Below are 26970 nucleotides of genomic sequence, written 5' to 3' on the forward strand. Positions count from 1 at the left end.
CCGGTGAATATGCACGAGATGAGGACGGCGACGGTTTTCATGAGATTCATGTGAATACAATGGAGGGGTTCTGGTCGCTGTTGCGTTCCTGGTTGCGTCCTCATCGGGGTATATCACAAGAGAAGTTACCGCTGTATTTGGGTTTCTTCGAGTGCCTGCACAATATCAAGAAGCGCGGGAAAGCAGCTCTAACCGGTCTTCTGGGAGTGTTGTTTGGATAACTCCCCGGAATCCATTAAGAGCCTAAAGGTTAATCCAGATATTCCAGTAAGGCTTTATACCGGGTTAAAGCCTCTGGTTTGATCGAAAAGCAGGTTCGCGGGTGCTGCACTTCGGCATCAATAAAACCGGCTTTTCGCAGAATACGAAGGTGCTCAGAAATAGTGGATTGAGCCAGTCCAAGATTGCTGACCAGATCACTGCCCAGACACTGTCCCTGGGACAGAATCTTCAAAAGCCGTATACGGGCTGGGTGGGAAAGCGCTTTGGCTGCAGCTGCCAGAGCCTGCTCCTGAGCGTCATCAAGCTCAATCTGGCAGACATCGGTTAAGCATTCAGTGGTCATATCTATAACCGTCAATCGTCGAATGACGATGATGGTATTTTTTATCCCTTTGACTGTCAAAGGGACTTTTACTCTTTGGATTGCCAGTTCTACTTACACCGAACGGTATGGGAGATAACGCTCATAGATACCCCGTTCATCCTGAGCTTGTCGAAGGATGCTGGAAATACACTTCGATAGGCTTAGTGTGAACGGTTTGGGGTATAACAGCTTGGTTGTATTAATAAACGGCTTTTGTCGTTATCATTAAGGAAGGCTACTTACTCGAAACTATTTCATTCTGACAGGCATCTAAAGTCTTCTGCATGACATTCAGCGACAAAAAGTGGCTCGAATACTGAAACTGTAAACCTAAGTTCGTCGTATATTGGAGTAGAACAAGAACAACTCGATGGAATAAAAATGCTACTCAATGATGGAACTGCCTCGAACAGAAAACCCGATGAGTGTTGTCTCTCTATCGATATCAGCCGACATCTTCAGGCGCTGATCAACGAGTTCTATGATGAAAAACTTCATGAGTTCGATTATGAGCGCTGCAGGAACTCTCAGGAGTATTACAGAGCGGTTCTGTTTTCGCGGCATTTAAGAAATTTTGACCCGTTTATTTTAACCGCAGATCAGGATCGGTTAGCTTTTTGGCTGAACGTCTACAATCTGTTGTTACTTCACAGTGTCTGCTTTGCCGGGGTCAGTGGCAGCCTGAAGGAAGTGAAGGGCTTTTATCAGGATCATACCTATAACATTGGCGGTCACATCCTGAGTCTTGATGACATTGAGCATGGCATTATGAGAAAAAATGCCAGGCAGCCCAACAGTATCAGCCGTACTTTCAAGAGAAATGATTCCCGCCGCAGCCTGGTTTTGTCACAGCTCGATCCTCGCCTGCATATGGGTCTTTATTCGGCCTGCTTTTCTTCACCTGCGCTCAGGGCTTTTGCTCCTGACTCTGTTGAAAGCTCTCTGGCCAGTGCCACAAGAGATTTTCTGGAACGTGAAGTAACACTGAGTGACGATGGTCGTTTGCTGAATCTGCCGCCTCTTTTTAAATGGTATCAGGCCGATTTTGATGATCAGGGTGTCATACGCTTTCTGGCCAGTTGGCATCCGGATCGTGGCTTAGTGCAAAAGCTACTGCAGAATACTTCCGTCAAGAAAAGCTACAGTCCTTATGACTGGCAGTTGAACCGGATTGGGCAACAGCAAACCGTTTTTGCATGAGGGCTGGTCGTATTGCAGGAGGTGGGGTTATCGGGGAATTTCCTGTCTAAAATGAAGGCTTATTATGATTCAAACAGGGTGGAAGGGTGGCTCAACGTGCTGCGGATGGTGTCAGGTGGTTTCTGTTTCTGGCCGTATGTTTGCACATTGCCCCTGTGTTCGCTGGTGATCATCAGCTTACCCTGTTCTAGTCATCCAGTGGCAGTCAATGGACGCCACTCTCTCAGGTTGTCTTAACGCTTGATACAAGGAGTGGTTCTGTCAGTAGCTTGCCACTCAACGATTCTGTTTCGACAGCCTCTCTCTATGAAATCTGGCCATACTTGTCTCCAAGGGTTATCAAGGAACCGGTTGCTCGTTGTCCGAATAAGAAACAGATATCGTTTTTTGAAAGAGTGTCCGGTAAGCCAGTGTCAGCGTCGTTCAATGTCAGAGCGGCTGGAGGCGTAAAAAAGGCAACGCTCAGTCGTGATGACTCAAAAGATAAAGTGCATGATATCCCTAACCATGAGTGGGATTCATCACTCAGGCTGCATGAAAGTCTTCGCTGTTACCTGGCGCAGTATGATCTTTTTATTGAAGCTCAAACCCTGGAAGAGGCTTCAGAGCAGGTGCAAGACAGGCTGACAGATTCTCCGGTGGAGGATAAATTACCCTTGGTCAAACAGATGTCAGATCTGACATTGGAGTTAATGGACCAAACAGATGCATTAGGTGACCAGATATGTCAGAGGGAAGCCTCGGCCGTGGGCTATATTGATCTTCTATTCAGTACCGATTGCAGATGGAAAGTTACGTTATGGAGTCGGGGTGGAGTCTTGCAGGGGATTGAGTTTGAGCATAGAGGTCGTTCATACCTTCTCTGGACGGGTGGCAATGGTACCAGGCGTCTGATAAGGAAAAGATCCGAAGTGACCATTGGGAGCAGAGAGCAAAGTCCTATCGGTAAGTTCAAGAAAAAATCGTCCAGCTCTAGTCTGCCTGATGCAGATTCAATCCCTGAGTCAGACACTGAAGTTAATCTGGCAAGTGGTAATACCTTGTATCAATCGGTCTGGAAGCTTTGGTTCAGCGCAGGGTTTTTCCTGCTATCCCCAGTGTTATCAGGTGCTCTGCCTGACTACTGGTCCTATTGAAAGTATTGTAGAGTGAGCAGCTTGAGCTTTGTCATCCGGATGACCTTCAGAAAATGATCGGGTTAAGAAAAATTCATTGTGCCCTCTCTGCAACCGTTTCCTTATTGCTCGCAGGTTGTGTACAGGTGCCAGATTCACCAGCCTTCAAACCTTCTGCGGAATTTCCAGAGTTTCGATATGAGAACTTTGATGAATATGTGGAGTTCACCCGCAACTGGCTGAAAGAGAACAGGGCCTTTATCAGCGAAGATGCTGAGGCAGAGCTTAATGCCAACGCCCCTTATGAAATTAAACCTCTGAAGCAGGGCGAAAAACGCAAGGGCATTCTGCTGGTTCATGGGCTGGGCGATTCTCCATACTCCTTTGTTGATGTAGCTCCAGCACTGGCAGAACAAGGCTTTCTGGTTCGAGTAGTTCTTTTACAGGGGCATGGTTCCAAACCCGCAGACCTTATCCCCGAGAACAGAGATGCCTGGCAGGAAATGGTTGAATTCCATACCCGTCAATTACGGGGCGAAGTGGATGAACTCTGGCTTGGGGGCTTCTCAACCGGCGCAAATCTGGTAACCAGTCTTGCCCTTCAGCAACCGGATATAAAAGGCCTGTTATTGTTTTCCCCCGGTTTCAAACCCAAGAGTTCAATGGTCTCTCTGGCACCTTATCTTTCAAAGGTTAAGGACTGGGCTGATATCGATGAAACCGACAACTACGTTCGCTATGACTCGCTGGCCGTTAACGGTGCCGGTGAGTACTACAAAACCAGTGCAAAAGTCCGCGAAGACTTGAAGGCAGAACCTTTTAACAGGCCTGCGTTTATTGTCATGAGTGAATACGACAGTGTGATTGATCCGAAAGGGGTTCTTGAACTGTTCGAGTCACGCTTTACTCATCCTGACAGTCAGTTCTTCTGGTATGGCAATGACCCTGAGAGTCAGGACACCAGAGTTTCTGTATACCAAGGCCGTATTCCAGAGTTGAGAATCAGCAACTTCTCCCACATGGCGCCTCTGTTTGCCCCCGAAAACCCGTATTACGGACAAAACGGCAGCTATCGTATGTGTAATAACGGACAGCTGGGCAAAGCTGCAAAAGAATGTCCGGTGGCTGAAGAAGTCTGGTATTCAGCCTGGGGCTACCGGGAGAAAGACAAGACTCATGCCCGCCTGACCTGGAATCCCTACTTTGATGAGCAGATGTCGGTCATCCATCAAATACTCCATAAGAAAAGATAAAGTCACTGAGCTGACTCCCTCCGGGCCTTAGCCCCGGGGGATTCCCTTCCCGTTTAAAAAACGACCCCTTGTTTTTTGTGTCAGTGAGCACACGTATTATTCATTGGAAATTCACTTTTCTTGCCTTGACACTCCCTGCGTACATCTATCTAATTCATTTCAAGACAAAAATGTATCAAAATAATCGAAAGTGACTTACTGATATAAAAACGAAATACCTCAATGGTAAAAAGGGAGATGTAGAGTTTGAATGAGAATAAAAACGACATTTCGCGTTTTCTGATGCAGGCAACCCTTGGCGTAGACCGTAAAACTATTGATTACGTCCAAAAACTGGGTAAGGCAAAATGGCTGGATAAACAGCTTAATGCATCGGTCGACATTGGCAATGGCTACGAGTACAAGACCACAGAAATCTGGCGTTATTTCCGCAGTGAGTTGAGAAAAACTCACGGTGAAAGAGCCATCAATGGTGATGGCAATGACCCGGCTCTGCCTTATGAGTGGTACTTTCAGATGGCCTGGTGGGACAGGGCTCTTTCCGCGCCCCACGACAGTGACGATTTGCTGCGTCACCGTGTTGCCCAGGCATTGAGTGAAATTCTGGTGGTGTCCCAAAACTCTCAGCTGGACCTGGATTCAGTAGCGCTGGCCAATTACTACGATATCTTCTATCGCCATGCCTTTGGCTCCTATGCCGACATTCTCTCGGAAGTTTCGTTGCACCCCTGCATGGGGTTCTATCTGTCGCACATGAACAACAGGAAAGCGGTGCCCGAAAAGCACATTCATCCTGATGAAAACTACGCCCGGGAGATCATGCAGTTGTTCAGCATAGGTTTGTTTGAGCTGAATGCTGATGGTACTCGCAAGAAAGACAGCTCGGGCAGGGATATCCCCACTTACGATAACCGTGACATCAAACAGCTGGCACGAGTCTTTACAGGATTGAAAGCGGCCAGCTATGACTATGAGTGGCGGACGTCGTTCTTCGATTACCACGGTAGCAGCATCAACTTTGACGACGATGTCAGTAAAACCTTCAAGACTATCCCGTTCGTGAATATGTCCCGTCCCATGATCGTTGATGAGAAGTACCACGATCGGGGGCCAAAAGCGTTGCTTAATGGCCATATTAAATTGTCAGGGGGAGAGAACGGACAAAGGGAAGTCCGGAATGTAGCGCAGATGTTGGTTTCACACCCCAGTGCCGCCCCGTTTATTGCCCACAAATTGATTCAGCAGCTGGTGACATCCAATCCCAGTCCTGACTATGTAAAGGCTGTAGCTGAAAAGTTCGGTAGCAAAGGGGATATGAAAGCTGCTCTAAGAGAGATTCTTACCCACCCTGAAGCTTCCCGTCCCATGAAGATGAAGGCGCCCCTGTTCAAGGTAACCCAGTTGCTCAGGGCATTTGATGTTAACACGCCCGAACAGAAGCCCTGGATGATTGGGGCTGACATCAAAAGAACTACGGCTCAACTGCCGATGGCAGCCCCCACTGTTTTCAATTTTTACAAGCCGGATTACACCCCTCACGGGCCGATCGAGAAATCCGGAATGGTGGCTCCCGAGTTTGAACTTCTCAATTCAGCGACATCGGTTTCCTGGATCAACATGATGTACAACTGGTTTTTTGGCGAGTATTACCCGGCGGTATCGACCCAAATCAGCAGTACACGAAAAAATGTACCCGAACTGGATGAAAACCTGCTCTTCTCTGACAGCAGAAGTCGTATGAGACCGGACTTCAGATACGAAACCCAGTTGGCCAGACAGCGGCGGTTTGATGATTTGATCGCCCATATGAGTATGGTGTTGTGTGGTACTGAAGAGTGTGAGGTGAAAAAGGAAATTAAAGAGACGATTTCCCAGTACCCGGGAGAGGCTGGATATGTGGTACAGACTGTTGCCTTCATGATTGCCATCTCTCCGCAGTTCGCCATTCTGGAGGCCGCAGCATGAAAAAGAAAACAACGAATCTCTCAAGGCGTGAATTCCTTAAAAACACTGGACTTGTGATGGCGGGCTCCGGGCTCCTGTTTTCAGGGCTCAGTGGTTCGGTGATGGCTGCCGGGCAGGGTGTCAATCGCAAGAAAGCGTTGGTCTTCATCATGCTGGATGGCGGGAACGACAGTTACAATATGCTGGTTCCAACCTCTTCTGACGACTATCGCGACTATCAGCGCAGTCGGGGCAATCTGGCTTTGGACAAGAAGAGTCTGCTGAAATTGAAAGGCTTTTCCGACAAGAACAATAAGGACTTCGGTCTGCACAGTTCCATGCCGGAAATTCAGAAACTGTTTGAAGATAACAAACTGTCGTTTATTGCCAATGTTGGGCCGATGATCGAGCCGGTCAGCAAGGCGTCTTTTAATAACAATACCGTTCAATTGCCCGTGGGTCTGATGTCACACTCCGATCAGTTTCGACACTGGCAGACTTCCCGTCCTGGCGAGCGGGTGAATCGTGGCTGGTTTGGTGCTTTTGCTGACAAACTGCAGGAGGGTGCTCCAGACAGCCAACTGCCCATGAATGTCTCTATGGCTGGCAGTAATGTCATGCAGGATGGCGTGGACAGAACCAGCTATGCCATTACGGATAAAGGCAGTGTGGGTATGGTGTTCAAGGACTCAAACTCAGCCAGTGACCAAACCATGCAGTATTTTAATCAGCTGGTTGAAAGTGGAGTGGACAGTATTCTGAGCCGATCCTACAAAGATCCGTTCAAGCAGACCTATGCCTCTTTTACCCGTCAGGCGCAGAAACACCATGAGACCTTCAGTCGTGCTACTCAGGACATCCGGGTTAACACCTCTTTTTCGGATAAAAAGCTGTCCCGGGATCTGAAAATGGTGGCTCGTACGATAAAGGCCGCAGATCGCCTGGGCATGCCACAGCAAACCTTTTTCCTGCGCTACATCGGCTGGGATCATCATGACGAGCTTTTGAAAAATCATGAGCGCAAGCTGAAGATTGTCAGCCAGGCCATGTCCGAGTTTCAGCTGGCTCTGGAAGAGCTGAATGTAGCGGATCAGGTGATTACCTTTACCGGTTCTGATTTTGGCCGAAGCCTGACGTCTAACGGCAATGGCACCGATCATGGTTGGGGCGGTAACACCATGATTATGGGTGAGAACATTCATGGTGGACAAATATTTGGGGAATATCCCTCCCTGGCTTTGGGCAGTGATCTGGAGGTCAGTGATGGCATTCTGATCCCGACAACCTCCACTGATCAGTTGTATGCAGAATTGGCGATGTGGTTCGGTTTAAAGAAAAAAGATCTGCCGCGTCTGTTCCCTAATATTGAAAACTTTTACTCACTGGAAAGTAACTCAGCCCCTCTGGGAGTAGTTAAAGCGTAAAGTCTTCAATGTGATCACTTCATCACTGCTGGTGATGAAGTGATCATGAACTTTATGAACAAAAAAGCCTTTATGCCCGCAAGCTTCTTGCGTCTTCGGTTATTACTTAGGATGCCTTTAACGGATCAGTAAATAACGAATAGAAACAGGATTGATCAAATGGGCATCAGACAAAACTTCCGCCGTATTCTGGCGGGCTCAATTCTGGCTACCGTGTGTGTTTCAGGTGTCAGCCAGGCCGAAATCATCAATAAAGCGCATTTCCTGGTACCCGGTGGTGCCGGTGGTGGTTGGGACTCCACAGCCCGTGGCATCGGTGAAGCCATGAACCGTTCTGGTATCATTGATAAAGTCAGCTACGAAAACATGTCAGGCGGTGGCGGCGGTCGTGCCATTGCTTATCTGATTGAAACCGCTGAGCGTCAGAAAGACACTCTGATGGTGAACTCCACGCCCATCGTGATTCGCTCTCTGCAAAAAGTATTTCCCCAATCCTTCCGTGATCTGACACCTGTTGCCGCTGTTATTGGTGACTACGGTGTACTGGCCGTTCGTGCCGACTCCGAGATCAAGACATTTGCTGATGCTCTGAAAATCTTTCAAGGAAACTCCCGCAAGCTGAAAGTAGCAGGTGGTTCCGTTGCCGGTAGCATGGATCATTTGATTGCCGCCATGATCTTCCAGGCTGCGGGTGAGAATCCTCGTAAAGTCCGCTATGTACCTTACGACGCAGGTGGTAAAGCAATGGCCGGTCTGCTGTCAGGTGAAACCCAGTTGCTGGCCACTGGTCTGGGTGAGGCGCTGGAAATGGAACGCTCCGGTAAAATCCGCATTATTGGCGTAACAGCTGATGAACGTCTGCCTTCTGCTTCAAACATTCCGACCTTCAAGGAGCAGGCTGTTGACGCTTCCTTCGTGAACTGGAGAGGTGTGTTTGGTCCTCCAGGGCTGGATAATGACAAAGTGGCGGCCTACGGCGAATTGGTCAAGAAAATGTACGACACCGAAGAGTGGCAGAAAGTCCGTGATGCCAACGGCTGGGTAGAAATCTATAAGCCTGGCAACGAATTCATGGCTTACCTGGAAAGCCAGGAAAAAGAGCTGGGCGCGCTGATGAAGCAAATGGGCTTTCTGTAAGCGACACCTGAAGGTCATGGCTGGCTTGAGCCGACTCAGTCAGCCGTGGGCAGAAAATCATTTTATTACCCCGAGTAATAAAATGATTTTCTCAACCAACAAGAACTATTCAACATTCAGATATTCCCCATGAAAAATACTATGAATGCCACCAGGGTAGGGGCGCTGCTGTTTCTGATTTTGGCCCTGGTCTATGGCTATAACGCCTATCAGATTCCTCTTCAGCCCTGGAGTATGGATGAACCTTTTACTTCCAGAACCCTGCCAATTTTTCTCAGTGTCATCGGCTCTATTGTTGCCCTGTTGATGCTGATCCTGCCAGACAATGATGCCCAGTCTCCGGCTGAATGTTTTTCCGGTCCAGGCTGGAAGGTGACCATAGCTCTGCTGGTTCTGATGAGTCTGTTTGGTGTAGCGCTCAAGCCTCTGGGTTTTCTGGTTTCAACAACACTGTTTCTGCTGGGCGGCTACTGGTTGCTGGGAGAGCGCCGTATAAAAGTACTGTTTCTGGCCTCTGTACCGGTTGCTGTTGGGCTCTGGTTTCTCTTGTCTCGGATTCTGGGTATCTACCTGGCGCCCGGCGAACTGTTTATCTAAGGAGGTAAGTCATGTTTGAAGGAATTACCGCCGGCCTGGCCACAGCAATGGCCTGGCAAAACCTGATTTATGTCATTATTGGCTGCTTTGCCGGTACTTTTATCGGCATGTTGCCAGGGTTGGGGCCAATGTCGGCCATTGCCCTGATGATCCCTGTTACTTATGGCTTTGATCCGGCTTCCGGCATGATTCTGCTGGCGGGTGTTTATTACGGCGCCATCTTTGGTGGATCTACGTCGTCTATATTGATCAATGCCCCTGGTGTTGCAGGTACCGTTGCAACGTCGTTTGATGGCTATCCACTGGCCAGAAAAGGTCAGGCGGGTAAAGCTTTGGCTCTGGCGGCCTACGCTTCTTTCAGTGGCGGCACCATTGCCGCTATTTTCCTGCTTCTGGCTGCCCCGATGCTGGCTCAGGTTTCCCTGAGTTTCCAGAGTCCTGATTATTTTGCCTTGATGGTTCTGGGTTTGACTGCTGTAGCAGCTTTTGCCGGTAAGGGTAATGTTTTGAAAGCCATCATGATGGCGATTCTGGGACTGATGCTGTCTACCATCGGTACCGACCAGTCCAGTGGTATCCAGCGTTTCACTTTTGGCAAAATGGATCTGATTGATGGCATCGACTTTCTGCTGCTGGCTATGGCGACTTTTGCCTTGGCAGAAGCTTTGATGTCGGTATTCAGGCCTGATAAGGGCGGTCCGAGCAGTGATCAGCTCAGTAATATGGGGAGCCTGAAGCTCAGCAAGCAGGAAGTTAAAGAAGTAGCGCCTACTGTTGCCCGATCTTCCATTCTGGGATTCTTCACGGGGGTTTTACCGGGTGCTGGTGCAACAATCGCTTCTTTCCTGGCTTACGGCATGGAGCGTAATCTGGCTTCTGCAAAAGAAAAACTGGGCTTTGGTAAAGGCAGTCTGAAAGGTCTGGCAGGCCCGGAAACGGCGAATAACGCCGCCTGCACAGGTTCTTTTGTGCCTCTGCTGACGCTGGGTATTCCCGGATCTGGTACCACTGCTATTTTGTTGGGTGCCCTGATTTCCTATGGTGTTCAGCCCGGGCCAAGACTGTTTGTTGAGCAGCCTGAGGTGTTCTGGTCTGTGATCATCTCCATGTATCTGGGTAATCTGGTGCTGTTGATTCTGAACCTGCCATTGATTCCATACATTGCCAAGCTGTTGAATATGCCCAAGCAGATTCTGACACCGCTGGTTCTGTTCTTCTCCCTGACCGGCGTTTATCTGATCAGCTTCAATACGTTTGATATCCAGATGATGGTGCTGTTTGCTGTTGCTGCCCTGGTCTTGAAACTGATGAGCTTCCCGATGGCTCCCATGATTCTGGGCTTTATTCTGGGCGGTATGATGGAAGACAACTTGCGTCGTTCATTGATGATCAGCGATGGTTCTCTGAGCTTCCTTTGGGAGCGTCCAATCACTCTGGCCATTATTTCCATTGCGGTTGTCGTGCTTCTGGTACCTGCTATTCAGGCCTTCAGAAAAAAGCCTGAGGCTGTGGAAGCTACTGCATAATCTGTTTTTGTTGTTGAAAGAAAAAGCCTCCAGTTGAAGATCCGCTGGAGGCTTTTTTACATCAGGCTGTTTGAGCTTTTGGTTGCTCAGGGCTGATGGTGTTCCAAAGCCATCGGAACAGATCCCTGACTTTGTATTTATGCCTTTCAGTCACATTACCCACCAGAACCGTGACAATCATAATGCCCACAACAATGGCCAGGTGTCGCCATACCGAAGTAATTTCTCCCGGGAATACGGCTGTGAAGAAATTCATCAGAGGGTAATGGAAAAGGTACAGTGAGAACGTCAGCCCTGCCCAATAACGGATGGGTTTTTGCCAGCGTTCCAACCAGGCGAGGTTGTCTTTGGCTACAGTCACCAGTCCCAGAAAATGCATGGATACTAGAATCATGTAGACGTAGCTGATCAGGAACTCATCCGAGAATCTCAACCATTTATACACAACATCAGGTCCCAGAGTGCTTCGGGTCCATTCCAACAGAGCTGCGCTGATACCAAAGTATTTAATCAGTGCATAGAGAGCAATAGGAGCCAGGAACAGGAACCAGCCCATAGGTTTTGAATGCTCAATCGTCTGGCTCTTACGGTAGGTCCAGACCCCCATCAGCCAGATAGGAGCCATCAGCCAAAGCTTGATACCCATGATGGCCAGTACCAGTGCAGTCAGCAGAATACGCTTGGTGCCTTGGAAGTAGAACAGGGTAAAAAACATCATGTAATACCAGAACTCATAGCTCAGAGACCAGAAAGGTCCATTGCTGAAAGGTCTGATATTGATGGTCCAGATCTGGTTGATGTAGAAGAAGCTGGCGAAGAAGCGTTCCAGATTACTGAAGGGGATATACCAGAAGGTTTTGTAGAACTCGGGGGCCATCAGGATACCCAGCCAGTCTACAAACATGGTTAACAGCAGCGCAGGTACAACAACCGAATAAAGCCGTGACAGTCGGTTGATCATGTAACTGGTTTTGTCTTCGCGCTTTTGATCCACCACATAGGCGATCACATAGCCGGAAAGCACGAAAAATACGATGACACTGTCACTGCCAATGTGCAGATCGCGAACCCACTGCCAGACACCCCCGGAGGTCCGCTCGATAGCGACATGGGAAAGCATGACAATGAATGCTGCGCCAAAGCGCAGCAAGTCCAGGTAGAGGGAGACTCGGTTATTCATGCCGGACGATCCACGAGAGGTTGTTTTGAGAAGCGCTCGCGAACAATCTTCCAGATGTTTTTAAGAGGTCCGAGATAGGCAGTCTTCAGGTCAACATGGGGATCCGGATCGTTGGGTGTCAGACCAAAAACCAGTTTGTCCCTCAAATCTTCAGTAGGAAGAACCAGTGTGCCGAACATCCAGTCCCAGATGGCGAAAATCTGACCGTTGTTTTTGCCCCAGTGTTTGATTCGGGAGCTGTGATGAACCTGGTGATGGGCTGGGCTGATGAAAATATGGTTCAGCACATGACCCCAGGACAGCCAGATATGGGAATGTCTCAGGTTGGATGCCGCAAAGGTGAAGATAAAGAAAACAAAGTTCATGCCAAAGATCTTGAAGATATCCACAGACCCCATGAACAGGAACAACAGAATACCGATCAGTACACCACCCACGGCACTTTTAATAATACCGGCAAACAGGAAGTTCAACGGGTGGACCCTGAACAGGGTAAGAGGGTTCATTACCTTGGGAGAGTGGTGCAGGGCATGAATTTCCCAGAGAACTGGGTATTTATGGGCGGCGGTATGCGCTACGTAGTAGGCAAAGTCATAGGCCATCACATAAATCAATGCAAACAGGAAGAGTCCATAAGGACCTTCTGAAAATCCTGGTGATGTCAGATTTTCTGAAAGCAGGTAATTAACCAGCGCTGCAACGGTAGAAGACGATAGCAGTACTTTGATGGGAGAAAGAAGACCACTGACAATCTTGTTTCCCAGGTAAATCTTGAGATCAACCAGGGCTGAGTTACTTAAGTAAACGTCCTTCGGAGTAAGAAAACTGAAGAAGCCGCGAATAGAGCGCTCTTTATTATCTCTCTTGGAATAATAAACATATGAAAATAAAGCGAATAGCGCAGAGATAAACAGAAAGCTGATATTGATGCGGCTTTTGGCAAACAGAGGCGCTGTAATACCGTTATAGAGATTATTTACTGTGGTGAAGAGAATCTCGTAGAGCCATGCAGGTACTACGCCATCCAGGAAGCCTATTAGAGCTTCAGGCATGTTACTACTCCTGATGTACTGTTATGTGCACAAGTATTCACTCTTATTTTGATGAAAGTGTTTTAGAGTGAATACATTAATTGAATTGTTTTATTAACTGCTTTTTCTTCAGGAAAAAACATAAATAAGCACTGTTGGGATAATAATCAGTTTGCCTTAAAAAGTTAAGGCGATCGCGTTAGGTGTTAACGCCTTTGTTGTAAGTGTTTTTATTTATTGTTTTCGATGAAAAATATTTTTTTGATTTCCGTAAAACTACGTACAACTTTAAGTCTGCTGTCTCATTATAATTGGGTTTCGTATGCAATTTTTACTTTAATAGTGTCGTACGCAGCTAGTTACTTAAGAGTAATGTATTAGATTCAGGCTTGATTCATTTCAGCTGCACCCTTTTATGATCTTGATGTACTGAGAACAAATACAGTGAGAAAACAAGTCATCAGCCTGGGCCTGCTTTTAGGTCTTTTATCGGCTACAGCCTTCGCAAACAGCTACAAGGATGACGCTGATCTTATTCGCAATACTTATGAACCGAGGCTGTATACCCTTTCTCCGTTCAAAATGGCTCATTATGGCCTGCGTATGTACAGGCAGAGCCCTGATCCAAGGTTCAAGTCCGCACTCTGGGTTGATACCGCCAGAGTGGCAAGCCAGCTGAGCAAGGCTGCCCATGAGCTTTACACAGATGAACAGATTGAAGCTTATACAAAAGCCATCAGCGAAAACTACCAGGATACTGACCCTGACAGAGAAGTATTACGGCGAGCCGCACTGAAAAAAAGGCCTGAATACGTTTATCTGGCTGTGGGTTTGCTAGGGGCCATGGCCAGAGCAGATGAGTACGGTCTCAAGCATGTTAATGATAAAAAACTGCATGAAATTCTTAAGCGATATGATTTCAATCTCTATGTGACGGATCCTCAGATGATTGAAGCATGGGCTGGTCAGATGGCTAATCATGTGTACTGGTTGAAGCAATTGGGTGAGCAGGATGTTACAGAAGCGTTTAGTCGTTCATTCCGTGAAACCTATCCAGACTCCAAAGACCCTCAATTGAACGAACAGCAATACAACAATAAGTTGTATGGTCTCACACACATTATTTTTGGTGCGTCCGAGTATTATCAGTTCAATGTGAAAGAGAGTGACTTTCAATGGGTTTATGATTACTTCAGAAACAACATCGATACGATTCTGAATCGCGCAAAAGAAGATGTTATTGCTGAAATCGGTATTACATTTCTTCTGGCGGGTATGGAAAACGATCCTGTTGTTGCCAAAATAAGAAAGCATGTTCGAGATGCCATCGACAGGAAAGAAGGCATGGTACCTTCCAAAGATGGTGGCTTTGAACTGGCTTATGGTGAACACAGAAATGTTCTGGCTATTATGCTGTTGGACTGGCAGGGCGTGAACAGTACTGTAAATATTCAACAGAGACCTGAACTTTTCACCAGTCTGCCTTACGGTCTGGTAGAAAAAGACTGATCTGGTTTGACCATCTCCGTGCTGTGGCTTCTTCCCCTTCAATCAAAACCTGAAGCCACAGCTGATTGGTAATGCTGATTTATTCTGGCAACTCCTGACACCTTCTCCTACTTTTTCCAGTGAAACATCACTTCATGATTTTTGAAGTACATTCATTGCCAAAAAGGCTTTAAGTATGTTGGGAAACCTTATTCCAGGTCGATTCCTGCGGGCGGGCGGCTATGGGCTGGTGTTGTTCTGTTCTGTAAACACGCATGCCTGGCATGACTTGGGTCATATGATGATCGGTCAGCTGGCCAGTGATCAGATCGTCGCAAAATATCCGGATGTATCCGGCTACATGGAGAAACTTCTCAAGAAAGCACAAGATTACTATTCCAGTGATTTTAATACTGATCAGCTGTCGGATACTGCCAAGGCGGCATCTTTTCTGGATACCTATTCCTCTAAGAACAGGGACAGCAAGAGTTGGCATTACATCAATGGACCTTATGTTCCACCCGGTGATTACAGCAAAGTCGACGAAACCGCTTTGAGTGATGCTTATAGCGAACTGCCGAATGCTCCTATTGAGATAGCAGTCAGTTTAGGCGTTTTGCAAAATAGCCGGGACAGCATCAAGGACGGAGAGGTGTCTGACGAAGCCGCTCAAGCCTACATAAAGCTTCTGCATATAGTCGGAGATATTCACCAGCCGCTTCATACTATGGAGCGTTTTGATGAGCAAAATCCACAAGGTGATCGGGGAGGTAATGAGTTCCCCATTTCGGGTGTTCCCGGTGTCGATAACTTGCACTCGCTCTGGGATTCCATAGGCATGAAGTTTGGTGATGTCCGGTGGGATGATAAAGATGCCGATACCAAGCTGGCCGATGCTCTGAAGTCGTTGAAGGACTTTGTGGGTGATAAGCCGAACTATCCCGCAGACATTCAGGCTTTAAGCACGATGATGGATCCCTGGGATCTGGCTTCCGGTCTTTATTTGGCAGGTAAAGATCTGGTGTACAGCGGGGTTGAGTACAATCAAACTGTTTCTGAGGCCTATCAGGGTAAAGTTCAGCAGTACAGCCAGTATCTGGTTTACATGGCGGGCCAAATGTTATCGGATCTGCTGGTTTTTGCTTTGACAGGTCAGGAGCCAGAGAGCCGGTCTGCGTTGTCACTGAGAGCTTACGGCTCATTTAACAGGACGAAGGCCGAGACCGTGAACCAGCTGCGTCATGTTCAAGAGCATCAGAAATACCTGGCATCTCAGAAAGCGATTGAGGGTAAACAAGCCTCAGGTGATGGAATCACATACTCCTACTGGAAAATAGTCAATGACTGGGCTGCCTACCATTGGCCAGATCGTCAACTGAAAAAATAGTTTCACACTTTTCTGTAGAGTCGCTGTGGCCTGCCCACTGAGCCGTAGTCCAGGTCGCAGCGCAATTCGCCCGTAGTCGTAAGAAACTCCAGATACCTTCTGGCAGTGGTTCGACTCATTCCGTTTTGTTGGCCTATCTCATCGGCACTGAAATTTTTGCTGGTACTACTCAGGCTACTCCTGAGTTTCTGGAGCGTGATCTGATCTATACCTTTGGGGAGAATCTCTGCTTTAAGCTCTCTGTTCTGTTGGCTGGACAATAGCTTGTCTACTTCAGCCTGCTGCAGCTCATTACTGCTATCCAGACGCTGGCGAAACTCAAGGTAACGTTGCAGAGACTGCTCAAGTCGGGAATAAATCACGGGTTTGAGAATGTAGTCAAATACACCTCCGTGCAGGGCTTCCTGAAGGGTAGCGGCTTCCCTTGCCGCAGTGATGAGAATGACATCCTGCTGCATGCCTTCATTGCGTAATTGTTTCAGAAGGTCGACACCCGTGCCATCGGGCAAGTATACATCCAGCAGTAACAGGTCTGGCTTAAGTACCGCCACCATCTGGGCAGCTTGCTCAAGGTTGGTTGCAATACCACTGACCTCAAATGACCCCAGTCGTTCAATGGCCATCCGGTGCAGTTCGGCAATCCCTGTTTCATCTTCAACGATTAATATTTTCAGTTTGTTCATACGATTTCGGTATATAGAGGGTGAAGCGGGTGCCTGAGGGTTTTACATCATCAAAGATAAGGTAACCCTTTAGTTGTTGGATGGCCTCCCTGACCAAGAACAGGCCATAACCATGTCCTTCCCCTTCCTTACTGGTCGCACCCAGCTCAAACACGGAGTTTTTCAGGGTTTCTGGAATCCCTGCCCCATTGTCTTCTACCTCAATGATCAGATCGTTGCCGATGTCGGTCATTGAAAGGAAGACTTTTTTATTACTTCGTTTATTTCGTGCAGTAGCATCAAAGGCATTATCGATCAGGTTGCCAAGAATGGTGACCAGATGACGAGTGTCCATGTGTTCGGGAATATCGGCAAAGTGACTGTCTGGGTCAATATCGAGAGACAGCCCCAGTTCGTTGGCACGATGATATTTACCCAGTATCACACCTGCGATCACCGGATTAGGAATAGCGCTTTGCAGGAAGGCGATGACCGATTGATAACCGGAGCTTTCCTTGTGGATAAGTTCTACCGCTTTATCAACAGCACCCAGTTGGATCAGGCCTGAAATAGTGGACAGTTTATTGGAGTATTTATGGGTCTGGACACGCAGCAGGTCTGCGTAGCTTTTGACCTGGGTAATTTGCTGATTCAGCTTGTTGATCTGTTCGGTATAGCGCCAGGCAATTTCTTTAGGTTCCAGACCATGAATCGTTTTCTTCAGCTTCTGGCTGATCAGGGTGGCCGCAATCATGCTGAGCATCAAGGCAATTAATATGGCCATCGTCAGAGGCATGGCCTGTGCATCGGCCTTGGATTCCAGTTCGTTGACCAGATAACCCACCGAGATAACACCAATAACATTGCCTTGGTCATCCAGCACGGGGGCTTTACCTCTGATGGAAGGACCCATGCTGCCAACGGCTGAAGAAATATAGGATTGGCCGTGTTTTAACACCTGCTCATTATCACCACCGACCATGGGCAGGCCTATGCGGTCTTCCAGACGATGGGCCAGACGAACACCCTCTTTATCACCAATAGCGACAAAGCTCGCACCCAGAACTTTGTGCATCTCACTGACCAGTTGCTGAAGGGTTTCTGAATCGCCTGCTTTGACGGCTTCTCTAACGGAGGGAATGAGAGCAAGGGCTCTGGCCTGCTCGAGGTTTTTCTCAGCCAGCTGATTTTCCAGCTGTTCCTTGATGTAAAACATGCCAGCCAGACCGGTAATACCGATCTGCAATACACCCAGAACCATCAGGGTGATCATTATTCTTGGCTGGATGCCAATGGGGATAAAACGGCGCAGTGTCCACGTACTGCTCATGGTGATGGCCTTCCGGGTGCTGAGAACTTCTATTCACTCATGGCCGCAGATAACGCCTGATTATGCAGCCGGAAGTATGTTAGCGATTACTGCACGTGTGTACAAATTTGTTGAATGAGGTCGACACGTACAAATATCTATATCAAAATGTTTTGATATACCTTGTAGCGCTTGCTAGACTTTGCGCCACGATAGACGGAGAAGAACCCTTCTGAGCCTTAGTCAGTCAATCAGGGCCAGAAGCCAATGAGGCATCGGTAAGGAGCTTTGCGTGTCAGAATCAGGACCAGTCGAACAGCTGGCTGCTTTGGGTAAAGCGTATGGCGATGTACTGAGGCTTGAGATTTTAAGAGTTCTGAGCACAGACTCTTTTGGTGTGCTGGAACTCAGCAGCCTCTTCGACATGCGTCAGCCTGCCATGAGTCATCATCTCAAGGTTCTCTCTCAGGCCGGACTTGTGAGTACCCGCAAGGAAGGCAATACCGTTTTTTACCGTCGTGCTCTGCCTCCCCAGGAAGGGATCTGCAGTGGTGTCATGCGTTCTCTTTTTTCAGCTGTCGACACCCTGTCGTTGTCGCCTTCCCTGATGACTCGCCTGGACAAGGTGAGGGGTCAGAGAGCAGAGCAGTCCATGGCGTTTTTTGCCCGGAATGTGGATCAGTTCCGTCAGCACCAGGAATTAATTGCTGACCATGATCTTTATGCCCGGTGTGTGGCTGACGTTCTGGAAAAGACCGAATTACCTGACCATCAGAGAGTATTGGAACTGGGGCCGGGAGAAGGTGATTTTCTGGAAACGCTGAGTGAGAGCTTTCAGCGGGTCTATGCTGTGGACAACTCCGGAGAAATGCTGTCCATCAGTCAGCAGAGGGTAAAAGAGCGGGGTCTGAAAAATGTCGAGTTCATTCATGGAGAGATTCAAACCCTGAATGCTCTGGAAGGAGAGTTTGACTGCATAGTGGCTAATATGGTCTTGCACCATGTAGCAACCCCTTCCGGTATTTTCTCCTGGGTTTCAAGGCTGTTAAAGCCCGGTGGCAGTATGCTGGTCAGTGAACTCAGCAATCATGATCAGGATTGGGTACGAGAGTCCTGTGGAGATTTATGGCTTGGATTCAGTGTCGAGGACCTTGATGGTTGGGCACAGGATGCAGGTCTGGAAATAGGTGAGTCCCAATACCTGGGACTGCGTAATGGATTTCAGATTCAGGTCAGGCGTTTTTTTAAACCCCTGGACTGAACAGTTAAAAGAGGCGAAAAACGACTATGGCAGATTATACTCTGTTCACCTCCGAGTCGGTTTCCGAAGGTCATCCGGACAAGATTGCCGACCAGATTTCCGACGCTATTCTGGATGCCATCCTCAAGGATGACCCGGAAGCGCGTGTGGCCGTTGAAACCATGGTGAAAACCGGCATGGTGATTGTAGCGGGTGAAGTGCGTACCGATACTTATGTTGATATCGAAGAGCTGGTGCGCAATGTTGTGACTGACATTGGTTACAACCACGGAGACCTGGGCTTTGATGGCGAGTGTGTTGCTGTACTGAATGCTATTGGCAAGCAGTCACCAGACATTGCCGTTGGTGTTGACGAAACAGACGATCGTGAACAGGGTGCGGGTGACCAGGGCCTGATGTTCGGCTATGCCACCAACGAAACGCCTGTACTGATGCCTGCGCCTATCTACTACTCTCACGAATTGGTGAAGCGTCAGGCTGAACTGCGTAAGAATGGCACTCTGCCCTGGTTGCGCCCAGATGCCAAGAGCCAGGTAACCATGCGTTACGACAGTGAAGGCAAGGTTCAGAGTGTTGACGCTGTAGTACTGTCTACCCAGCACAACCCTGAAATTTCCCAGGAAGAGCTGCAGAAAGAAATTCTGGAAAAGGTGATCAAGCCGGTTCTGCCTGCAGAGTGGCTGCATGAAGACACCAAATACCACATCAATCCAACCGGCATCTTTGTTATCGGTGGCCCTGTGGGTGACTGTGGACTGACCGGCCGTAAGATTATCGTAGACACTTATGGCGGCATGGCTCGTCACGGTGGTGGTGCATTCTCCGGTAAGGACCCATCCAAGGTTGACCGTTCTGCTGCCTATGCTGGCCGCTATGTAGCTAAAAACGTTGTGGCTGCAGGTCTGGCAGACAAGTGTGAAATCCAGGTTTCCTATGCGATTGGTGTCGCTGAGCCGACTTCTATCTCTATCGATACTTTTGGTACTGGTAAGGTATCCGACTCTAAGATCGAAGAGCTGGTTCGTGAACACTTTGACCTGCGTCCAAAAGGGCTGGTGGACATGCTGGACCTGAAGCGTCCTATCTACCGTGCTACTGCTGCTTACGGCCACTTTGGTCGTGAAGAAGAAGAGTTCTCCTGGGAACGTACCGACAAGGCTGACGCACTGCGTGTAGCGGCTGGTCTGTAAAACACCCGGATCTCTGTTGAAAAGGCTGCCTTGTGCAGCCTTTTTTATGCCTGCCTCTCCTCATTGATCTTTCTCTGGCGATTCTGTCAGCCATACTGACAGCCCTGTCCTGAACCATTCAAAACTTCTGAACTCTAGAAATAAAGTACTCCGTATTAAAGGATTTGGAAAACGCCTGAGGCAATGGATGGCTACAGGTTTAATCAACAGAAACAGGGATGGAACTATGGATATTTTGTTTACAAATGATGGCAACGACTTGTTTACTCCGGGTGTGGGTCTGACCACAACGGGTAAAGCATTTATGGGACAGTTTAATAGCTCTCCTGTCGTGGGTGTGCAGCCGACAACCTATGTCCAACAAGGTCAGGCCCCTGTTCATGTCAGGCCGCCAGCTCCTTCGATGCCATTAAGTACTCCGGTAACGGCAATACCTTCTACTGGTCCCATGCTGTCAGGATTCAATGTAGACAGTGGACTATCCCTGACTAGTCCTGTTCTTACTAATGAAAGTGGCGGGGATCTTTTTGGTTTTAATTTTTGTGGGGGCTCAGACGATTTACTCTCTGGATTAATCAACGGTGGACCCGTGCCTTCCCTTCCTCACCCCACTGTCTCAGGGGATTCTGAGCTGGAGAGAATGGCAATGGAGCTGGTTAATTCTTCAGGGATATCTTTTGAAGAATTGAACGGTGAGATCAATCCAATGGATTTATTAACTACAGCCACTTCCCCGGCAGGCAGTGATCAATCTCTTGATTCTGGTGTTGTTGTATCACCAGCATCTTTCCAGACTCCATCGCCTTCATCCGTACCCAATGGACATTCAGTAGATGAAACCGTTGAAGTTACTGAAGAGATGATCAAGCAGTTGGCGAATAATCCTGATTTGATGGACAGCCTGTTTACAGGGGCATGCTCTCTTATTAAGCAGACCCAGGTACCGGTTGCTCCAACTCCAGCACTGGAAACGACTGAGGTAGAAATACCAGAACCAAGACCTATAGCAAAAGCGGGTAAATCAAAAAAGCCCAAGTCAGCGACCTATATGGGCAGAAGCCTGGAAGGCGTTGCAGAAGCACTGATTGCTGCCGAGGCTGCAAGAAAGTCCCCAATAAACGGACAGATCGTCGGTAAGCAGGTGACGAAAGAGAAGTTGGCTAATATGCCTGTGGATGATTTCAATAAAATGCTTGATGACAATAAGTTGGACGATATTGATGTAGCTGTTGCTAAAGAATGGCGTCGCAGGAACAAGAATAAATCCGCAGCTCAAGTCGCTCGCAAAAGGAAGCGTGATGAAGCACAAAGCCTTCAGGAAGAAGTCGATGGGCTGAAGAAAGAGAAAAAAGAGCTGGAGGAAAAGTTAGAGTTACTTCCAGGCGAGATTAAGCAATGGAAAACAAAAGCTCAGGCTCTTGAGAAAGAAGCGCTTGCCAAAGGTGACTTTAAGGGGGCGCTTCAAGGCAGAATTGAGGCTGGAGATAAGAAGTTCGCTATGGAAATCGCGACCTGGCTACAGCAGCAAATTCAGAAAGCAAAATAAGCCTTGTCACTGAGAGGGGGCTGTAATAGCCCCCGCAAACCGCTAGAAAAAATGTCGAAATAACTTCCCGATTTACATACGGATTCCGTTCACCCTGAGCTTGTCGATGGGTCGTGGTATTGGACTTCGTCAGGCTCAGCCCGAACGGGTTTTGGGATTCAGGACTATTCCTTAAGCTCTTCCCGTATTCAATCTGGCATAGAGCTTATCGATATAGAGCTTTTGAATGATACGATCCAAAGTAATCTGTCCGTTGCCGTATATTGCCAGGACCATCAGCATAAAGCCCCAGAGATAATGTTGCTGCATACCGGCAGCACTGATGTCCGGATAAGATATGGCTGCAATTAGATTGACGACGAACAGGGCTATAGCTGCAATAGGGCCACCCAATCCAAGCACCAGAAGAACAGGGAAGAAGAGTTCACCAAAAGTACCCAGCCATGCCGCTATATCAGGCGCCAGAAAAGGCACTGCATACTCATATTCAAACAGCATCATCGTAGTGTCCCAGCTCTGGTATTTATTGAGCCCTGCAAAGAAAAATACATTGGCTACCCAGAGACGCAGACCCAAAGGCAGCAGTTGCTGCAAAGGCATGCGGACGATGGCCAGGTATTCTTGTGCTGTCTGGATCTTCATGATGCTTGCTTCCTCTGTTTTGTTTTTCGGCTAAACCCCCGTCGGGAGAGAGTCTTCAACCCTATATAGAAGGGCTTTCAGCCCTTGATAAAAGAGTCCTCGGTCAGGTGACTCTATTGATAAACCCCTGCTCCATACAGTTCGAAAATGCTGAAAGGCTGCTTTCCTGTCCGCGTGATGTGAGTAACTCACAACACTTTTCCAGATCAGGTTGTTCTGAAAGGGCTGACAGCAACGCATACTCTTCAGGGCTTAGAGCAAAGCAGAAGGCTTGATTCTGCTGTTGAGTAATGAGCACCCGGCTGGAAGGGTACTCATCCAGATTCATTTCGGGTTCGCTGTATTCCTGATGCATTTGCCAGATATCCAGTACCGGATAATCACTGGCCAATAACGAACTACTGTCGGATAAATGAAACTGGCTGGCGATCCCCAGCTGGATAGCGCTCTGTATTTCTTCCAGAGTCATGGCTGTTTCGGCAGGCTCGAGCTCACAACGATGAATCCGGAGCTCAAGCAAGATCAGGTCGGGTAGATAAGTCAGCGACTCGAACTCAGGAAGCTGGGCAACGTATTCGTGCAGGTCCTGCCCCAGGTTTTCCAGAGAGTGGTCAGAAAAATCCGCAGTACGGATGTAATGGCTGAGCACACTTCGAAAGCACTCTTCACCCAGAACTCGATGGGTGACTGGAAAAGTAAGCTTCAAGGCTCTGATGGCAATTTCATGAATGCTGTTTCGGTAGACTGACAAGCCCTGTTCCGGTGTCAGGGAGCTGGCAGCCTGAATGCATTCCGGAGCGCTGTCCGGTTGACTGGATTGAATCCAGCTCAGCATCTCTTTCTGCAGAGCTTCCAGCTTCATGGTGTGCCTCCTGCCTGAGTCATCAGGGCTGTGGCTTTTTCAGCCTCATTTTCCAGAACCTGCCATGACGGGATGTCGGTATCCCATTCAACCAGTGTGGGGACTGCGCCTGTTAACTGAAGACAGTGCTCGTAAAGCGCCCAGACGGGTTCTGAAATTTTGCTGCCGTGAGTATCAAGCAGAAACCCTTGTTCAGTCTCGGTGTGACCTCCCAGATGAATCTCTTTAACTCGATCAGCAGGTATTTTTTCCAGAAATCTCACTGGGTCATAATCATGATTGCAGGCATTCACATAAACATTGTTGACATCCAGCAGGGCAAAACAGTCGGCTTTTTCCAACACGGCTGCAAAAAATTCAGCTTCACTCACCTGAGAATGATTGAAGCGAATGTAACTGGAAACATTTTCCACCAGAATCTGTTCGCCAAGATAATCCTGAACTTCCATAATTCTTTGGGCTATGTGAGCAATAGCTTCTTCCGTGTAGGGCAGAGGCATCAGCTCATGGAGATACGTGCCTGCAACAGATGTCCAGCATAAATGCTCTGACAGCCAGGATGGCTGAAGCTCATCCCTGAGCTGTTTCACCCGGGACAGATATTCCCTGTTCAAAGGGTCACTGGAACCCAGTGACATACCCACGCCATGCAGGGTCATGGGGTAATGTTCCCTGATGGTCAGCAAGGACTCTCTTTCGCGGGTAGGGAACAGGAAATTATCTGTCATGGCCTCCAACCAGGGCACCGGGGGCTTTTGCTCCAGCACCTGGTTGAAATGCACTTCCCTCAGACCGATACCAGTGGATACCGGTCTATGATCCGGGAGCTGGCTCATTTTTTCAGGCTGCCACCGACCAGTTTGTCGCAGGTACCTTTAGGTACATAAATCCACTCGGTTTTGTCTCCGTCCGTTTTGGCTTGTGCAGCGCAGCTGTGCTTGTCGGTTCCACAGTCATTTTTTCCGGCCTTGGCTACGCCATAGCACTTTTCCATACCGGACTTGGCTGCGTGAGCAGTGCCAGCAGTGGACATGGCCAGAACAGAACCCAGGGCAGAAGCAACGAGGAGTTTGGTTGAGTTTTTCATGAGGGAATCCTTTAAATGCTGTTATGTTTGTTGTTGGGCAGACTTCGCTGTCTGCAAAATAAAATACGCCTTCAAGATTCATTTGGATTCACAATTTTTGAAATTACTGTCAGCACGATGACAACCAACTGATTTAACTGGATTTATATTTTCAGCAAAGATCAGTGCTATTTTTATCCTGTCGTTTTCTACAAGTGGCAACAGCCCCTGGAGGAGATTCTCTGTGGAAATTGAACATGCCGAAAAACTGGAGCCTCACATTCTGCTGAGTATTGCCAATGAGCGATTAAGGTTGGGTTGCCAGAGTCTTGAGCAACTGTCTGAAGACCTGAACCTGCCCATCAAGCAGATTGAAAGAATGATGAAGCAGATCCATTACCACTATCAGATAGAGAATAACCAGTTCACCCACGATTGATTGGAATGAGCCATGGACAGGCTTAATTCCCTGGTAAATAAGCGGGTTCATTGGCCGACACCCAGTATGACTCACCGGGTATACTGGAAATCATGGATCCCACGCCTCCACCTTCATCGCCACGTCCTGTAGAAGGCATTGAGCCCCTTCCCGTTAGGAAGGAAGTTGATGAAACCAGGCCTCAAACGACTCAGGGTGAAGTCCAGCAGGGGGCTATTGCCCAACGCCATACATCACATGTGCTTGGTCCTGAAAGAAAAGCTCTCCAGCACTGGGCAGAAGAAGCTTCAAAATTGACTTTTGATCCCACTGATAGTGATCAGGATGTCCTGGTACATTAGCTGTATCGTAGAGATGTTCCTCGTCAGAACCCCAGGCCATTAACAGCTGATGAAAGCAGAAAACTGCTTGAGACTATTATCAGGCTGGATAAAAAGTACGACTCGCTGCGTGTTTCTATGCGTGAATTTAATGTCGACATTGAGTCGATGCTTGGTATTCAGGGTTTTAGGGATACTCAATATTTCTTTTCGGTTCAAGACGGTGATGAAGATGTTGGCGATAGCAGTCGTCTGACCCTTAACTGTCATCCTGATAAAGTTAAAGATGCTATTGAGGTGATGGTTGGTCTCATGCACCAGGCTCCATGGTCTGAGTTGATCAGAAAAACCAAAATCCAGGCGCTTTCGAGGTTGGGAAAAACGACCGACTGTATTGTGATCTATTGCACCTTCAGTCCAGGTCAAGTCATGGCATTAGCGCAGGCTATTGATAAGAAAATTCCACAGGGTTTCCGGATCGAACATACTCCCTTTGGCATGGAGCGCATTTATACCGGGGTTGCCTACAGTGAGCGGAAAGATGGGGATTCAGGGAGTCATGGTAATTCACGAAAGCGTATTATCTGCAGGGCATTGAAACGGTGCCATCACAACCCTGATCTGGATTTATCCCGGGTTCTGAATGAAGAGTTATTACTGTCAGGTTATGATTCAGGCAACCCGGCAAGATTGGTGAAAACCAATGAGTTTATGGAGCTGCTCTCAAAGTTTGCGAGAGGCAGAGAACTGACGGTTGAATCAGCGGATCTTGAGCAGGATTGTCGTGGCCTCTTTGGTCGAAATACTGCGCCACCCGAGATGACCCGTGAAAGTGAAATAGCTCTGAAAAAGATGTTTGAGCGATTTCAGGGGCATCCTGATCTCAGGGTGCAAAGGTTAGGGTATGGAATGAGGCCTTTATCGGCTCCCAGTCTGGGGATATCCAATGAAGCGGCTGTCCGGTTTCTGAAAGTTTCCAGAACGGATGGTGTCAGAGGCGATGAGTCGAAACCCTGGGCCGTTCTGACACTCTGCCTTTCTCCTGAGAATACCGTTAAGTCTTTAGAGCAGTTGCAGGCTGAACTGGAACTTTTGAAACAGGAAAAGAAGCCAGCCTTCCTGCTTTATAGTTCTCCAGAAACCGTGAAACGATCAGGCACTGCCGTAGCCCTGTACCTTCAATCAGATCCGGACAGTGTTCAGCAATGTATGGAAAGACTGACTGGTCGTTTGAAAGGCTCTTTGCAGGAGAATGCCTGTATTCCAGTGATGGAAAAGTGTTCAGAAGGTGTTTTTTATTCGGAAGCACTCAACAGTAGGGATTCCCTTGAAACCTCAAGAGGGGCTGCTGTGGCTATGGCATTTCGGAAAACCGCTCATTCCGGCTATTTTCTGGAGAACCTTTCTGAGGCCTTGCAAGCTTTGGGGTTAAACCCGGAAAATCCGGCACGGCTGTTGTAATTCCCACCGTATTCCTTAATGAACTACCCCGCAGCAAGCTGCGGGGTATCCTCAGTGCAACTTGAGTGGTCAGTCCATAAACAGACTGATTTGGTTCGGACTTATTTCCTTCCGGTGTAGCTGCTTGTACTCCGCATTGCCTTGGTTTTTGACATAATTTGCAATTACATCTTCATTACCATGCTGGCCGACAGTATTCATAAAATATCCTGAACTCCAGAATGCTCCACCCCATAACTTTTGCTTAACTTCAGGGTTTTTCTTGAAAACTTCACGTGCCGTGATGCTCTTTACTTTCTGAGCGATCGACTTCGGACTCATGGTCGGTACCGACTGTATAAGAA

The 26970-nt window shown here is 48.1% G+C and carries 26 protein-coding genes and 1 pseudogene; 17 read left to right on the forward strand and 10 right to left on the reverse strand.

What is annotated here, in order from left to right; all coding sequences use genetic code 11:
- A pseudogene (locus WG89_RS31245) lies at positions 1-221 on the forward strand (IS1595 family transposase); the annotation flags it as partial.
- A 29-nt stretch (positions 222-250) separates the two neighbouring features.
- On the opposite strand, the gene WG89_RS17280 reads toward WG89_RS31245, so the two are convergent.
- Positions 251-565 carry an ArsR/SmtB family transcription factor gene (locus WG89_RS17280; RefSeq protein WP_062268404.1) on the reverse strand — a complete coding sequence of 105 codons (315 nt, stop codon included), beginning with the start codon at positions 563-565 and terminating at the stop codon, positions 251-253.
- A 402-nt stretch (positions 566-967) separates the two neighbouring features.
- Here WG89_RS17280 and WG89_RS17285 point away from each other — a divergent pair, with 402 nt between their 5' ends.
- The 8 genes from WG89_RS17285 to WG89_RS17320 all read left to right on the forward strand — a co-directional run bounded on the left by WG89_RS17285 (position 968) and on the right by WG89_RS17320 (position 10782).
- Positions 968-1786, forward strand: coding sequence for a DUF547 domain-containing protein (locus tag WG89_RS17285; protein WP_062268382.1), 819 nt, complete (start codon positions 968-970; stop codon positions 1784-1786).
- Between the two features lie 269 nt (positions 1787-2055).
- Entirely contained in the window at positions 2056-2922 is an 867-nt protein-coding gene (locus WG89_RS17290; protein ID WP_153301652.1) for a hypothetical protein, read from the forward strand.
- A gap of 125 nt (positions 2923-3047) precedes the next feature.
- On the forward strand, positions 3048-4154 hold the full coding sequence (locus tag WG89_RS17295) for an alpha/beta hydrolase (protein ID WP_172806843.1): 1107 nt from the start codon (positions 3048-3050) through the stop codon (positions 4152-4154).
- A gap of 246 nt (positions 4155-4400) precedes the next feature.
- Positions 4401-6119, forward strand: a complete 1719-nt coding sequence (locus WG89_RS17300; protein ID WP_216638512.1) for a DUF1800 domain-containing protein — start codon at positions 4401-4403, stop codon at positions 6117-6119.
- The gene (locus WG89_RS17305) at positions 6116-7522 is read left to right on the forward strand and encodes a DUF1501 domain-containing protein (protein ID WP_062268385.1); all 1407 of its coding nucleotides are present in this window, start codon (positions 6116-6118) and stop codon (positions 7520-7522) included. The genes WG89_RS17300 and WG89_RS17305 overlap by 4 nt, the downstream gene beginning before the upstream one ends.
- Before the next feature lie 159 nt (positions 7523-7681).
- On the forward strand, positions 7682-8659 hold the full coding sequence (locus tag WG89_RS17310; protein ID WP_062268386.1) for a tripartite tricarboxylate transporter substrate binding protein: 978 nt from the start codon (positions 7682-7684) through the stop codon (positions 8657-8659).
- A gap of 129 nt (positions 8660-8788) precedes the next feature.
- Positions 8789-9256 carry a tripartite tricarboxylate transporter TctB family protein gene (locus WG89_RS17315; protein WP_245662930.1) on the forward strand — a complete coding sequence of 156 codons (468 nt, stop codon included), beginning with the start codon at positions 8789-8791 and terminating at the stop codon, positions 9254-9256.
- A gap of 11 nt (positions 9257-9267) precedes the next feature.
- Positions 9268-10782 (forward strand): tripartite tricarboxylate transporter permease, encoded by a 1515-nt coding sequence (locus WG89_RS17320; RefSeq protein ID WP_062268387.1) that lies wholly within the window; start codon positions 9268-9270, stop codon positions 10780-10782.
- A gap of 61 nt (positions 10783-10843) precedes the next feature.
- Here the strand turns inward: WG89_RS17320 and WG89_RS17325 are convergent, their stop codons facing one another.
- Together WG89_RS17325 and WG89_RS17330 are read right to left on the reverse strand one after the other, a co-directional pair.
- Positions 10844-11962: an acyltransferase family protein gene (locus tag WG89_RS17325; RefSeq protein ID WP_062268388.1), complete on the reverse strand. Its 1119-nt coding sequence runs from the start codon at positions 11960-11962 to the stop codon at positions 10844-10846.
- Positions 11959-13014: a sterol desaturase family protein gene (locus tag WG89_RS17330; RefSeq protein ID WP_062268389.1), complete on the reverse strand. Its 1056-nt coding sequence runs from the start codon at positions 13012-13014 to the stop codon at positions 11959-11961. The genes WG89_RS17325 and WG89_RS17330 overlap by 4 nt, the downstream gene beginning before the upstream one ends.
- A gap of 423 nt (positions 13015-13437) precedes the next feature.
- Between WG89_RS17330 and WG89_RS17335 the strand changes: the two genes are divergently transcribed.
- Both WG89_RS17335 and WG89_RS17340 read left to right on the forward strand, forming a co-directional pair.
- Entirely contained in the window at positions 13438-14502 is a 1065-nt protein-coding gene (locus WG89_RS17335; RefSeq protein WP_062268390.1) for a DUF3541 domain-containing protein, read from the forward strand.
- Between the two features lie 175 nt (positions 14503-14677).
- Positions 14678-15868 carry a S1/P1 nuclease gene (locus WG89_RS17340; RefSeq protein ID WP_062268391.1) on the forward strand — a complete coding sequence of 397 codons (1191 nt, stop codon included), beginning with the start codon at positions 14678-14680 and terminating at the stop codon, positions 15866-15868.
- A 2-nt stretch (positions 15869-15870) separates the two neighbouring features.
- On the opposite strand, the gene WG89_RS17345 is transcribed toward WG89_RS17340, so the two are convergent.
- Entirely contained in the window at positions 15871-16551 is a 681-nt protein-coding gene (locus WG89_RS17345; RefSeq protein WP_062268392.1) for a response regulator, read from the reverse strand.
- Positions 16523-17860: an ATP-binding protein gene (locus WG89_RS17350; protein ID WP_079253890.1), complete on the reverse strand. Its 1338-nt coding sequence runs from the start codon at positions 17858-17860 to the stop codon at positions 16523-16525. The genes WG89_RS17345 and WG89_RS17350 overlap by 29 nt, the downstream gene beginning before the upstream one ends.
- Before the next feature lie 271 nt (positions 17861-18131).
- Between WG89_RS17350 and WG89_RS17355 the strand changes: the two genes are divergently transcribed.
- From WG89_RS17355 to WG89_RS17365, 3 genes are all read left to right on the forward strand, one after another.
- Positions 18132-19100 (forward strand): ArsR/SmtB family transcription factor, encoded by a 969-nt coding sequence (locus WG89_RS17355; protein ID WP_079253891.1) that lies wholly within the window; start codon positions 18132-18134, stop codon positions 19098-19100.
- A 26-nt stretch (positions 19101-19126) separates the two neighbouring features.
- Complete coding sequence (gene metK / locus WG89_RS17360; protein WP_062268395.1) at positions 19127-20290, forward strand: methionine adenosyltransferase; 1164 nt, start codon at positions 19127-19129, stop codon at positions 20288-20290.
- A gap of 226 nt (positions 20291-20516) precedes the next feature.
- Complete coding sequence (locus WG89_RS17365) at positions 20517-21836, forward strand: hypothetical protein (protein WP_062268396.1); 1320 nt, start codon at positions 20517-20519, stop codon at positions 21834-21836.
- Positions 21837-22007: 171 nt separating this feature from the next.
- Here the strand turns inward: WG89_RS17365 and WG89_RS17370 are convergent, their stop codons facing one another.
- The 4 genes from WG89_RS17370 to WG89_RS17385 form a co-directional block, all read right to left on the reverse strand.
- Positions 22008-22478 (reverse strand): DoxX family protein, encoded by a 471-nt coding sequence (locus WG89_RS17370; protein WP_062268397.1) that lies wholly within the window; start codon positions 22476-22478, stop codon positions 22008-22010.
- A gap of 103 nt (positions 22479-22581) precedes the next feature.
- Complete coding sequence (locus WG89_RS17375) at positions 22582-23340, reverse strand: HvfC/BufC N-terminal domain-containing protein (RefSeq protein ID WP_062268398.1); 759 nt, start codon at positions 23338-23340, stop codon at positions 22582-22584.
- Positions 23337-24176: an MNIO family bufferin maturase gene (gene bufB / locus WG89_RS17380; RefSeq protein WP_062268399.1), complete on the reverse strand. Its 840-nt coding sequence runs from the start codon at positions 24174-24176 to the stop codon at positions 23337-23339. Before bufB ends, WG89_RS17375 begins: the two co-directional genes overlap by 4 nt.
- Positions 24173-24427 (reverse strand): BufA1 family periplasmic bufferin-type metallophore, encoded by a 255-nt coding sequence (locus tag WG89_RS17385; RefSeq protein ID WP_034835587.1) that lies wholly within the window; start codon positions 24425-24427, stop codon positions 24173-24175. Before WG89_RS17385 ends, bufB begins: the two co-directional genes overlap by 4 nt.
- Before the next feature lie 223 nt (positions 24428-24650).
- Here WG89_RS17385 and WG89_RS17390 point away from each other — a divergent pair, with 223 nt between their 5' ends.
- From WG89_RS17390 to WG89_RS17400, 3 genes are all read left to right on the forward strand, one after another.
- Entirely contained in the window at positions 24651-24845 is a 195-nt protein-coding gene (locus WG89_RS17390) for a DUF4250 domain-containing protein (protein ID WP_062268400.1), read from the forward strand.
- A gap of 50 nt (positions 24846-24895) precedes the next feature.
- Positions 24896-25186: a hypothetical protein gene (locus WG89_RS17395; RefSeq protein WP_062268401.1), complete on the forward strand. Its 291-nt coding sequence runs from the start codon at positions 24896-24898 to the stop codon at positions 25184-25186.
- A 117-nt stretch (positions 25187-25303) separates the two neighbouring features.
- On the forward strand, positions 25304-26626 hold the full coding sequence (locus WG89_RS17400; protein ID WP_062268402.1) for a T3SS effector HopA1 family protein: 1323 nt from the start codon (positions 25304-25306) through the stop codon (positions 26624-26626).
- Positions 26627-26695: 69 nt separating this feature from the next.
- Here the strand turns inward: WG89_RS17400 and tnpA are convergent.
- A partial coding sequence (gene tnpA / locus WG89_RS17405) for an IS200/IS605 family transposase (RefSeq protein WP_153301653.1) occupies positions 26696-26970 on the reverse strand: 275 nt, incomplete at its 5' end.

The sequence above is a fragment of the Endozoicomonas arenosclerae genome (assembly GCF_001562015.1).
Lineage (GTDB): Bacteria > Pseudomonadota > Gammaproteobacteria > Pseudomonadales > Endozoicomonadaceae > Endozoicomonas_A > Endozoicomonas_A arenosclerae.

Bases quoted from the DNA above. Each gene is read 5' to 3' on its own strand.
- WG89_RS17310 (WP_062268386.1), top strand. From the start codon at position 7,682: ATGGGCATCAGACAAAACTTCCGCCGTATTCTGGCGGGCTCAATTCTG.
- WG89_RS17370 (WP_062268397.1), bottom strand. From the start codon at position 22,478: ATGAAGATCCAGACAGCACAAGAATACCTGGCCATCGTCCGCATGCCT.
- WG89_RS17350 (WP_079253890.1), bottom strand. From the start codon at position 17,860: ATGAGCAGTACGTGGACACTGCGCCGTTTTATCCCCATTGGCATCCAG.
- WG89_RS17280 (WP_062268404.1), bottom strand. From the start codon at position 565: ATGACCACTGAATGCTTAACCGATGTCTGCCAGATTGAGCTTGATGAC.
- WG89_RS17315 (WP_245662930.1), top strand. From the start codon at position 8,789: ATGAAAAATACTATGAATGCCACCAGGGTAGGGGCGCTGCTGTTTCTG.
- WG89_RS17330 (WP_062268389.1), bottom strand. From the start codon at position 13,014: ATGCCTGAAGCTCTAATAGGCTTCCTGGATGGCGTAGTACCTGCATGG.
- WG89_RS17375 (WP_062268398.1), bottom strand. From the start codon at position 23,340: ATGAAGCTGGAAGCTCTGCAGAAAGAGATGCTGAGCTGGATTCAATCC.
- metK (WP_062268395.1), top strand. From the start codon at position 19,127: ATGGCAGATTATACTCTGTTCACCTCCGAGTCGGTTTCCGAAGGTCAT.
- WG89_RS17305 (WP_062268385.1), top strand. From the start codon at position 6,116: ATGAAAAAGAAAACAACGAATCTCTCAAGGCGTGAATTCCTTAAAAAC.
- bufB (WP_062268399.1), bottom strand. From the start codon at position 24,176: ATGAGCCAGCTCCCGGATCATAGACCGGTATCCACTGGTATCGGTCTG.
- WG89_RS17365 (WP_062268396.1), top strand. From the start codon at position 20,517: ATGGATATTTTGTTTACAAATGATGGCAACGACTTGTTTACTCCGGGT.
- WG89_RS17345 (WP_062268392.1), bottom strand. From the start codon at position 16,551: ATGAACAAACTGAAAATATTAATCGTTGAAGATGAAACAGGGATTGCC.
- WG89_RS17320 (WP_062268387.1), top strand. From the start codon at position 9,268: ATGTTTGAAGGAATTACCGCCGGCCTGGCCACAGCAATGGCCTGGCAA.
- WG89_RS17340 (WP_062268391.1), top strand. From the start codon at position 14,678: ATGTTGGGAAACCTTATTCCAGGTCGATTCCTGCGGGCGGGCGGCTAT.
- WG89_RS17325 (WP_062268388.1), bottom strand. From the start codon at position 11,962: ATGAATAACCGAGTCTCCCTCTACCTGGACTTGCTGCGCTTTGGCGCA.
- WG89_RS17285 (WP_062268382.1), top strand. From the start codon at position 968: ATGCTACTCAATGATGGAACTGCCTCGAACAGAAAACCCGATGAGTGT.
- WG89_RS17385 (WP_034835587.1), bottom strand. From the start codon at position 24,427: ATGAAAAACTCAACCAAACTCCTCGTTGCTTCTGCCCTGGGTTCTGTT.
- WG89_RS17400 (WP_062268402.1), top strand. From the start codon at position 25,304: ATGCGTGAATTTAATGTCGACATTGAGTCGATGCTTGGTATTCAGGGT.